Annotated in this window: 6 protein-coding genes; 3 read left to right on the top strand and 3 right to left on the bottom strand. The window is 63.2% G+C overall.

Annotated elements, in window-relative coordinates:
- Positions 1–95: 95 nt before the first annotated feature.
- The gene (locus ACG2LG_RS18850; RefSeq protein ID WP_396261626.1) at positions 96–1154 is read right to left on the bottom strand and encodes a M42 family metallopeptidase; all 1059 of its coding nucleotides are present in this window, start codon (positions 1152–1154) and stop codon (positions 96–98) included.
- Positions 1155–1916: 762 nt separating this feature from the next.
- On the opposite strand from ACG2LG_RS18850, the gene ACG2LG_RS18845 reads away from it, so the two are divergent.
- From ACG2LG_RS18845 to ACG2LG_RS18835, 3 genes are all read left to right on the top strand, one after another.
- On the top strand, positions 1917–3011 hold the full coding sequence (locus tag ACG2LG_RS18845) for a ribonucleotide-diphosphate reductase subunit beta (RefSeq protein WP_396261624.1): 1095 nt from the start codon (positions 1917–1919) through the stop codon (positions 3009–3011).
- 73 nt (positions 3012–3084) lie between these two features.
- Positions 3085–3477 (top strand): four helix bundle protein, encoded by a 393-nt coding sequence (locus tag ACG2LG_RS18840; protein WP_396261623.1) that lies wholly within the window; start codon positions 3085–3087, stop codon positions 3475–3477.
- A gap of 71 nt (positions 3478–3548) precedes the next feature.
- Positions 3549–6836 (top strand): ribonucleoside-diphosphate reductase subunit alpha, encoded by a 3288-nt coding sequence (locus ACG2LG_RS18835; RefSeq protein ID WP_396261622.1) that lies wholly within the window; start codon positions 3549–3551, stop codon positions 6834–6836.
- A gap of 180 nt (positions 6837–7016) precedes the next feature.
- On the opposite strand, the gene ACG2LG_RS18830 is transcribed toward ACG2LG_RS18835, so the two are convergent.
- Together ACG2LG_RS18830 and ACG2LG_RS18825 are read right to left on the bottom strand one after the other, a co-directional pair.
- Complete coding sequence (locus ACG2LG_RS18830) at positions 7017–8411, bottom strand: sulfatase (protein WP_396261620.1); 1395 nt, start codon at positions 8409–8411, stop codon at positions 7017–7019.
- A gap of 116 nt (positions 8412–8527) precedes the next feature.
- A complete protein-coding gene (locus ACG2LG_RS18825) occupies positions 8528–10546 on the bottom strand; it encodes a protein kinase (protein ID WP_396261618.1) in 2019 nt (672 codons plus the stop codon).
- Positions 10547–10749: the final 203 nt, after the last annotated feature.

Below are 10749 nucleotides of genomic sequence, written 5' to 3'. Positions count from 1 at the left end.
CAAACCGCTGACTGGACAGCCGGATGCGGGAGATCCGCACGTCCGGTTCGAAGGGAGGGGCGGCGCAAGCCAATGCGCCGTCCCTACCCCTATCCTCAAAGCGCCCACTTGCCTTGGTCGAGCTCGGCGACGCAGGCGGTGAGCAGGTTGATCCCCGCCTCGATGTCCTTCTTGTGAGCCGTCTCGACGGTCTGGTGGATGTGCCGCGTCGGGATCGACACCGCTCCGGCGATCGAGCCGCCCGGGACCATCCGCTGCAGCGCCGCGGTATCGGTGCCGCCGGCCCCGAGGATCTCGGGTTGCCACTTGATCTTGTTGCGCGCCGCGACGGCCTTCATGTGGGCGATCATCCGGTAGTCGCAGATCACCGAGGAATCCATCAGCTTGATCGCCGCCCCCTCGCCGAGCGAGGTGACCTTCTGGTGCGACGGTGTGCCCGGCACGTCGACCGCCAGCGTCACGTCGAGGCCGATGCCGAAGTCCGGCTTCACCTCCAGCGCCGCGACATTGGCGCCGCGCAGTCCGACTTCCTCCTGCACGGTGAAGGCCGCATAAAAATCGTAGGCCGGCTTCTTGCGCGATTTCTTCATTTTCCTGAGCGTCTCGAGCAACAGGAAGACCGACAGTCGGTTGTCGAGCGACTTCACCGTCACGCAGTCGCCCATTTCCTCGAGTGGTGCCCAGCGGGTGATGAAATCGCCGACCGACACGATCTTCTCGATGTCCTTCTTGGTCCGCCCGCAATCCACGAAGTAGTCGTCGATCTTCAGGTTCTTGCCGCGCTCTTCAGGGGTCATGATGTGGATCGGCTTGCAGCCCATCACTCCGAGGATGTCCTTCTTTCCGTGAACCAGCACCCGCTGCGAGGTCAGTGTTTTCGGGTCGAAGCCACCCACCGGGTTGAAACGGAGGAAGCCGTTGTCGTCGATGTAGGTGACGATGAACCCGATCTCGTCCATGTGCGCGGCCGCCATCACCTTTTTCTTGGAGGAGCGACCCTTTTTGAGCGCGACCACATTGCCCATGTTGTCGGTGCTCACCTCGTCGGCGAGACCGTCGAGTTCGGCGAGGATGAGTTGGCGGATGGCCTTTTCATGGCCGGGGGCACCGGGAGCTTCGCAAATGCGGGCGAGGAGGGAGACATCGATGGACATGACGGCGGCGAGCTTCGGGAATCCTACCCGCCCTGACCAGCTGGAAGATGGCAAAGGATTCGCGCGACCCGGTCGCGTCCCGCCGTGCCGGAGTGGCTCGCAGAGCTGGGGGACCTCGAGAGTGGTTCCGGCGTTGGTGACGAGCGGGAAGTGGCCCCGCCGTCGCTCGACGAGCGATGGCGCTCCCGCCGACCGACGGCACCCGCTCTCCCCGGATGTTCCGAAGTCCGTTTGCCCCTTCCCGCCGGCCACCCCTGCCGGAACGATTCACCCGCCACGCGGCGGCGTGAGCTCGCTAGTGCCCAGGGCGACCTTAGCGTTTCGCGTTCAGCATCTTACGTTGAAACACGCACATCAGCGACGATCTGCCGTTTCAGGCTCCGCAAAAATTTGCATGCTGAAAAACCGGGTGGAAAGGTCCCGAAGTCCCCTGAAGTCCCCTAACATTTTAGAATTTTCCTCGCGGCATCCACTGGATTTCGGCGGCCGAGATTTTTCCAGACGCAATCCCGGCCCGTTCGCTTTTTGCTCAATCTTTCCGAAAACCTTGATTTTCAGTAGCGGGCGATTCCAAAGCACCGAGTCAAGCCCCCGCTGCGACTTCTTTAATACCACATCTTGTGTGTGAATAGATTTGTGAATACCATATGAGCAAAATCGACTTGTCCGGATCCGCCAAACTGTCGCAGTATCCCCAACGCTGCGCCTTGCGCTCTAAATTCCGTCAATACTTCTGAATTAACACCCGTTTTTCGCCCGAAAATGTCTGCCACCACCACCATCACCGTCGGTACCCGCACCTTCACCCTCGACAAAGAGAAGGCCGAGCAGGCTTTCGCCGCCAAGAAGGTCATCAATGGCAAGGACACGATGTTCTTCAACATCCTGCCGCTCAAGTACCAGTGGGCCTACGACCTCTACAAGACGATGAAGAACAACCATTGGGAGCCGGAGGACATCCCGATGCAGAAGGACGTCGAACAGTGGCGCTCCGGCGATGAGATTTCCGACGTCGAGCGCTGGATCATCAAGATGGGCATCGGTTACTTCTCCGCCGCCGAGGGGATCGTCGGCGACAACATCCTCCACGTGATCCGCGAGGTGGTCACCGCCCCGGAGCTCAAGCTCGTCCTCGGGCGCCATGCCCACGAGGAAAACATCCACGCCGACTCGCTGGTTTACATGCTCTCCTCGATCGGCCTCAACCCGCACGAGTGCGAGGCGATGTTCGAGGACGTTCCGACCATCACCGCCAAGAACCACTATGTGGTCTCGAACTCGCGGGCCATGCGCCGCGACATCGACCTCACGGTCACCAGCAACAAGCAGGACCTGGCCAAGAACATCTTCCTCTTCGGCCAGTGCATGGAGGGCACCCAGTTCTACGGGCTCTTCGGCATGATCCTCAGCCTCTACCGCCAGAACAAGTTCCCGGGCATCGGCCAGATGTTCCGCTACACGCTGCGCGACGAGTCGAACCACATCGAGCTCCTCCGCAACCTGCTGATGGACCTCGTCGATGAGAACCCGGACATCTGGACCGAGGACTTCCGCGAGGACCTCCGCCAGACCATGGCCGAGGGCATCCGGCTCGAGAAGGAATTCATCCGCGACTGCCTGCCGGTCGCCGGCATTGGCCTCAATGCGGCCGATTTCGAGCAGTACATCGACTACATCGCCGACCGCCGCCTGACCTCCTGCGGCCTCGCTCCGCTCCAGTCGGAACCCGTCTCGAACCCCTTCCCGTGGCTCGCCGAGATGATGGACATCAAGAAGGAGCAGAATTTCTTCGAAGGCCGCGTCACCGAGTACCAGAAGGCCTCCGCCCTCGGTGACGTCGATGATGACGACCTTTAAGGCGCGCTTGCGCGCGAGTGTCAGGTGATCGGTGAGCAGTGATCTGTGTGTGTGATTGGGAAACGTCAGGGAAATGAGCGAGATTGAAACCTTCGAAGACCTCGATGTCTGGAAACGTGGCTGCCAGTTGGCGGTCGACGTCCACGTCGCGGTTGCCGACTCCAAAGACTTCGCCTTGCGGGGTCAGATGGAGCGCTCATCCCTGTCGATCCCGTCCAACATCGCCGAAGGCGCCGAGCGCGACAGCACCGCCGAATTCATCAAGTTCCTGCGCTACTCGAAGGGCTCCTGCGGCGAACTCCGCACCCAGCTCTACGTCGCCGAAAAAGTCCGCCAGCGCCTCGACCTTCCTTCCCTCGAAAACTCCCGCCCGATGATCAACGAGACCCGGGTCATCTCCCGCATGCTTCAGGGCCTCATCAACTCCCTCAAACGCCGCCTCGGCAACTCTGCCACCGATCACTGATCACCGCTCACCTGGCACTTCGCCCGCCACCCGCACCCACTCCCTAACCTCCAAAGAACCTACCGCCCCAAATGTACACCAATCTGAATCTCGACGAAGACCTCAACCTGAAGCAAGTCATCACCGACCGCTTCGCCCTTCCCGCCTGCGACCGCGCCCACACCTGGCGCGAAGTCCTGCCAGCGGATCGACGCAAGCCGATCACCGACATCACGGTGACCCGCGGCAACGAAGAGGCCCACTTCTCGCTCGAGGACGTCGCCGATGCCATCGGCGAATCGCTCACCGACCTCCTCATCGCCCGCAAGATGGGGGACGATGCCATTTTCAATGAGGAAAACCGCAAGTTCGTCTCGGATGTCGCCCACGCGGTCGCCAACTCGCTGACCAAGACCCTCGACGAGGGCGGTCGCCTGCGGCTCTCGGAAGGGGACCTCTACCTGCTCATTGAAAAGGCGCTGCTCGAGAACGATGCCTACGACGTCGCCAAGTCGCTGGCCTTTCGCCGCTCGATCGAAAAGGGCGGCAACATCTCCGCCGGCACCCAGCCGCACGCGCTTCCCGTGCGCCTCATCCGCCGCAATGGCAACGTGGTGCCGTGGAGTGAAACCAAGATCGAGATCGCCGTCCGCAAGGCCTTCCTCACCATCCACGAGATCCCCGAGCCGGCGACCGACATCGCCGCCGCCGTCACCGAGCGCGTCCGCCAGGGCGACCAGTCCTTCGTTCACATCGAGGACGTCCAGGACATGGTCCAGGAAGAGCTGATGAAGCAGGGCCACTACAAGGCCGCGGCCCACTACATCCGCTACCGCGACGAGCGCGCCCGCCTGCGCGTCGAGAACGAGGAGTCACCCGACGAGACCGATCAGGACCTTTTCATCACGGTCATCACCGACGACGGCGAGACCAAGCTGTGGGACGGCACCGAGCTCAAGAAGCGCATCGCCTTCGCCTCCATCGGCCTCGACCTGTGCCTCACCGACGCCGAGATCGAGCGCGAGCTTCGCCGCTCGGTCGGCGCCGAAATCAAGGAGAAGGACCTCAAGAACACCGTCATCCTCAACTCCAAGTCGCTGATCGAGAAGGACGCCGACTTCGCCAAGTTCGCCGCCCGCATCCTGCTTTCCTACGTTTACGAGGAGGTTCTCGACTGGTCCATCCTGCGCGACGGGGTCGAAAAGCTCAAAGCCGCCCACAAGGCCGCCTTCAAGACCTACCTCAAGCACGGCATCGCCATCAAGCGCCTCAATCCCGAGCTGCTCGAGCTCTACAATCTCGACACCCTGGCCGAGGCCTTTGATCCGACCGCCGACCTCGACTTCGACTACCTCGGCATCCAGACCCTCTACGACCGCTACCTCATCGTCGACAAGACCGGCGACCGGCACCGCCGGATCGAGACGCCGCAGTTCTTCTGGATGCGCGTTGCCATGGGCCTCTTCAAGAAGGAGGAGACCAAGCGCGAGGACTGGGCCATCCGCCTCTACAACCTCTACAAGGGTCGCCGCTTCTGCTCGTCCACCCCGACGCTGTTCAACTCCGGCACCCTGCACAGCCAGCTCTCGTCCTGCTACCTCTACAAGGTCGACGACTCCATCGAGTCCATCATGCTCCGTGGCGTCGCCGAAAACGCCTTCCTTTCGAAGTGGGCCGGCGGCCTCGGCGGCTCATGGACCGCCGTCCGTGGCACCGGCGGCTACATCCAGGGCACCAATGGCGAGTCGCAGGGCATCATCCCCTTCCTCAAGCTGCACAATGACCAGCTCGTCGCCGTCAACCAGGGCGGCAAGCGCCGCGGCTCCGGCTGCGCCTACCTCGAGAGCTGGCACAACGACATCGAAGACTTCCTCGAGCTGCGCAAGAACACCGGTGACGAGCGCCGCCGCTGCCACGACATGAACACCGCGAACTGGATTCCGGACCTGTTTATGAAGCGCATGGAGGCCCGCGAGCACTGGACCCTCTTCCGCGCCAACGAGACCCCCGACCTCCACGACCTCTACGGCAAGGCCTTCGAGCAGCGCTACACCGAATACGAGGCCATGGCCGCCGAGGGCAAGATCTGGTCCCGCGAGCTGCCCGCCATCGACCTGTGGAAAGGCATGCTCAAGATGATCTTCGAGACCGGCCACCCGTGGATCACCTTCAAGGACCCCTGCAACCTGCGCTCGCCGCAGGACCATTGCGGCGTCATCCACTCGTCGAACCTCTGCACCGAGATCACCCTCAACACCTCCGACGAGGAAACCGCCGTCTGCAACCTCGGCTCGGTGGTGCTCGACACCCACGTCACCGCCGATGGCGCGCTCGACCACGAGATGCTCAAGGAGACGATCACCGTCGCCATCCGCGCGCTCGACAACGTCATCGACATCAACTTCTACCCGACCGAGGCCGCCAAGACCGCGAACTCCCGCCACCGCCCGATCGGCCTCGGCGTGATGGGCCTGCAGAACGCCCTCTACAAGCGCGGCCTCTCGTTCGCCTCCGACGCCGCCGTCGAGTTCAACGACGAGTTCATGGAGGCCATCGCCTACTACGCCTACAGTGCCAGCAGCGACCTCGCCGCCGAAGTCGGCCCCTACAGCACCTACAAGGGCTCCAAGTGGGACCGCGGCCTGCTGCCGCAGGACACCGTCGATCTCCTCGAGGACGAGCGCGGCAAGGCCATCGACGTCCCCCGCGGCGGCAAGATGGACTGGAGCGTGGTCCGCGAGAAGATCGCCCAGCACGGCATGCGGAATTCCAACGTGCTGGCCATCGCGCCGACGGCCACCATCTCGAACATCATGGGCACCACCCCGTGCATCGAGCCGAACTACAAGAACCTCTACGTGAAGAGCAACCTGAGCGGCGACTTCATCGTCCTCAACCGCGAGCTCGTCCGCGACCTCAAGAAGGCCGGCCTGTGGAGCCAGGAGATGGTCGACGAGTTGAAGTACTTCAAGGGCGAGCTCGACGACATCGAAAGCATCCCCGAGGAGCTGAAGCAGAAGCACAAGACCGTCTTCAGCGTCGGCTACGAGTACATCATCGACGCCGCCGCGCGCCGCCAGAAGTGGATCGACCAGAGCCAGAGCGTGAACCTCTTCCTCGCCCAGCCCGACATGAAGAACCTGAGCCACATGTATCGCCGCGCCTGGGAGAAGGGTCTCAAGACCACCTACTACCTCCGCACGCTCCAGGCCAGCGACGTCGAAAGCTCCACCGGCAAGGTCGACAAGGCCATCCGCGGCGTCATGAGCGGGGCAGGGACCGCTGCTCCCGCGGCCAAGAAGACTTACACCGAGGCCGAGAAGAACGCCTGCTCCATCGACGCGATGCTGAATGGAGGGGAGTGCGAAGCCTGTCAGTGAATATGGAGAAGGGGTTTCCAACCCCTTGAAAGAATGGGCGGGCCTTCGGGTCCGCCTTTTCTATGTCTGCGCATGAAGGAGAGCGCCACCACTCCTCCAAATTCCCAAAGTGCCGTGGCGACCGGTCCGGAGGGGGGGGAGCCCACCTTTTTGCACCCGTTGGAGTGCCTTCTCCTCAAGCTACTCGACCCGCGTCGGTCGGCGGGCGCCGGTTTCCTCGAGCCATGCGTCCAACTGCTTCTTCAGTCGTTTCGTCACTTCCGGAAGCTCGTTGGCGAGATCCTTGGTCTCGCTCGGATCGGCCTTCAGGTCGAACAACTCCACCGATTCGTCGTCGTAGCGGACGATGAGTTTGTATTTTCCATCCCGGATCGCGGAGCCGGGGCGGTTTTCCTTGTGGAAGGCCCAATGCGGATAGTGGAAGCAGAGCGGATCGCGGGAAGTGGTTCCGCCCCCGAGCACCGGCTTGAGGGACGTCCCATCGAGGGCTTCGAGTTCCTTCGCCCCGGTGCCGGTGGCCTCGAGGATCGTGGCCGTTAGATCCATCGAAATGACCGGCGTGTCGTCGAGCGCCCCGGGCCGGGTCACGCCCGGCCAGCGGATGATCAGGGGGACGCGGATTCCTCCTTCGTAGAGATATCCCTTTCCGGCCCGCAGCGGACGGTTGTCGGTGGCGCCGCTCCAGCCGCCGTTGTCGCTGGTGAAAATGACGAGGGTGTTGTCTTCGATTCCGAGTTTGCCGATCTCGTCGAGCACGCGACCGACCGCCTTGTCCGTCGCTTCGATCTGCGCCCCGTAAATCGGATTGACGAGACCCGGGCCCTCCTTGCCCTCGTATTTGGGAATCAATTCCGCCGGTGCCTCGAAGGGGTAGTGGGGGTTGTAGGTCCACAGGCAGACGAACATCGGCTGTTCGTGGTGTTTCTCCATCCATGCGATGGTTTCGTCCGCCAGGCGCTCGCTGAGGTATTCGCCCTTCTTGCGCGGCTCGAGGGTGGGAATGCGGTAGGGATCGAAGTAGGTCGGCGGCCCGCCCATCCCACAGCCACCGACGTTCACGTCGAAGCCCTGCTTGTCGGGATAAAACGCCGCTCCTCCGGTGGACGGATCGTCCTCCTCCACGTGCGAGCCCGAGAGGTGCCACTTGCCGAAGAAACCGGTGGCGTAGCCCGCCTCCCGAAGCCGCTCGGCGACAGTGACCTGATCCAGTGGCAGGATGTGTTCGACCTGCGGCGGCTGGATGGTGCGATCCTCCGGCCAGAACCTCGGGATATCGGCCCCGTGCTGGGTGATGTTCAGGCGGGCGGGGGCCAGGCCCGTCATCAGCGCCGCCCGTGTCGGTGAACAGACCGGCGCCGCGGAATAGGCATCGGTGAAGCGGACCCCCTCCGCTGCCAGCTCATCGATCTTCGGGGTTCGCAGCTTGTCATTGCCCTGGCACGACAGGTCCATCCACCCCATGTCGTCGGTCATGATCAGGACGACATGGGGAGGTGTCATTTGTTTCGGGGCTTCGGCCGACCCGGCGGCAGATGCCGCCAGAAGCAAAGAGGTGATGATCAGGGATCGTTTCATCGGGAACTTTGAATCAAATGGATTTGTGGCGGGAAGAGCGACCAAAGGCTGGCAAGCCTGCCGCGGCCACGAAAAAACTCGCGCTTCTCCCAAGGCCGTTTTCGCGGGCTCCGCAATCACCAGTCCCCGGGCGTGACGGTGACCGGCTTACCAAAGGAGGTCTTGCCGATCCAGCCTTCACCATTTTTCGTCAAGACGTAGGGGCGCGGCTTGTCCGGCCAGTGAATCTCCAAGGTGCCGTCCTCGAGGATCTTCCAGGTGGCCGTCTTGCCCTTCCACTGTCCGTCGTTGATGGTGACGACCCCGTCGGCCTCGGCGATCCATTGGGTAAGGTTGTCGGTCTCGATGTCCCAATGCCCGACGAAACCACCGGTCGCGACAAAGCTCAAATTCCCGGGCTGGTTCGTCGCCTCGGGCTCCGGTGAGAGCAGCGCCACCCACTCGTCGAGGTCGGCCGCCCGTCCGGCCTGGGCCAGCAACCGGGGCTTGAGTCCGTCGTCCGACGATTCATCGGCGGCGGTTTCGAGGCGCCGCACGTAGGCATCACGGATCCGGCCAAGGTTGGTGCGGTGGAGTTCGTCAATCGACTCCTCCTTGGCGTGGGCTTCGCGGCAGATCTCGGCAATCCGGTCGGGGAACTCGCGGGTCGCCTCGGGCTCGATCACGCGGACGCTTCTGGTGATCTCGTAGTCCTCCTCGATCCGGTCGATCAGGTCGAGTTCGTCGTCAGCGGCACCACGCTTGGCGACTCCCAGCTTGAAGAGGAAGCCCTTGACGTTCTCGGCCAGTTCCTGGTCCCGCTTGTCCCGGGCGTCCTCGATCAGGCCGACGGCCTTCTCCCTCAGCTCGGGGTCGCCCGGCTCGAGCTCCACCTCCGGTTCGTCCCCGGGATCCGCGACCGCCACCGGTTCCTCGTCCGGGTCCTCCTCCATCGTGGTCCCCGGGTCGTCCGGATCCATCACGGGATCGTCGATTGAACCGATCTCGACGGGTTCGGGATCTTCCGCCGGAGCGAACTCGACCCCATCCGGAAGAGTCGGGCCGTCCGACGAGACGGGGTGTGGGTCGGGCATCGCCGACGGGTCGGCGGAACCGGGATCGGAGGAGCCTCCCAGCTCATGACCATTGGCCTCGGCGATGCCTCCCTTGATGTCCTCCTTGTATTCCTGGAGGAGTTGGTAGGTGAAGACGACCACCGCGACGAGGACCGCGGCGATGGCAAGCTTGGCGGACATGCCCATGCCGGTTCCGCCACCGCTGTTGACGGTCACGGTATTGGGCCGCATCGGGCGCGGGCCCGTCTGGAAATTCGCCGGGCCGGTGGGCACGGCGATGCCCGCCTTGTTGGTCGCCCATTTCTCCAGCTCCTTGCCCATTTCGGCGACGCTGGCGTAGCGCTGGGAGGGATGGGCGGCGGTCGCCTTGCGCCAGATCGCGTCGAGGCGGATGTTGCCCGTGGCCTGGCTCGGCGGTTCCTGGGTGCCCGTCGGATCGATCCCCGTGAGGAGTTGGTGAAAAATCATGCCGACCGAGTAGATGTCGGCCAGCGGTCCGGCCTGATTGGGGTCCTGGAAAACCTCGGGTGCCGTGAAGCCCGGCGTCCCCATCACCAGTCCCGGGGTTTCCGCATCGGCGGCGTGGGCCAGGCCGAAATCCCCGATCTTCGGTTCGGCCTTCAGGGTGAGCAGGATGTTGGCCGGCTTGATGTCGCGGTGAACGATGCCGTGCTCGTGGGCATGGGCGAGCCCGTCGCAGATGCCCTTGACGATCGCGACGGCCTGATCCGGTTCGACCGCCTGGCCGTAGGCCGACTCGTGTAGCGAACAGCCCTGCACATACTCCATCACGATGTAGGGCATCCCGTCGACATCGCCGTAGTCGAAGACGCCGATGAGATTGGGGTGGTTGAGGCGGGCCATGGCCTTTGCCTCGGCGGCAAAGGACTCGCGGAACTCGGGATCCTCGCCCAGTTCCCGCGGCAGGACCTTCACCGCGACGTCGCGGTCCAGCGAGTTCTGGCGGCCCGTGTACACCGCGCCCATCCCGCCCTGGGCGATGAAGCCCTGGATCGCAAACTGTGGAAGAAGTTCGGCGAGATGCTCGGGACTCGGGGCTTGAAACGGCGTGTTGCTCATGGAATGGCGGACGATCTCTGGGAATCTAGCAGAATGATGGTGGCGGGGGATCGACCCGTTGTGGCGATGGCGGCGCGACGAATTCGGCGGGTCGGGCGGGCAGCAGATTCCCGGGGATGCTCAGGCCGAGGCCGCGTGAATCACTTCCGCGCTGGTCATTGGGGAAAATACGAACAGCCTGTGACAGGAATTTCAAGGCGATC

This window comes from Haloferula sp. A504, from assembly GCF_044385805.1.
Lineage (GTDB): Bacteria > Verrucomicrobiota > Verrucomicrobiia > Verrucomicrobiales > Akkermansiaceae > Haloferula.
The sequence above is the reverse complement of the archived record's forward strand: the minus strand, read 5'-3'. Positions and strand labels throughout refer to the sequence as shown.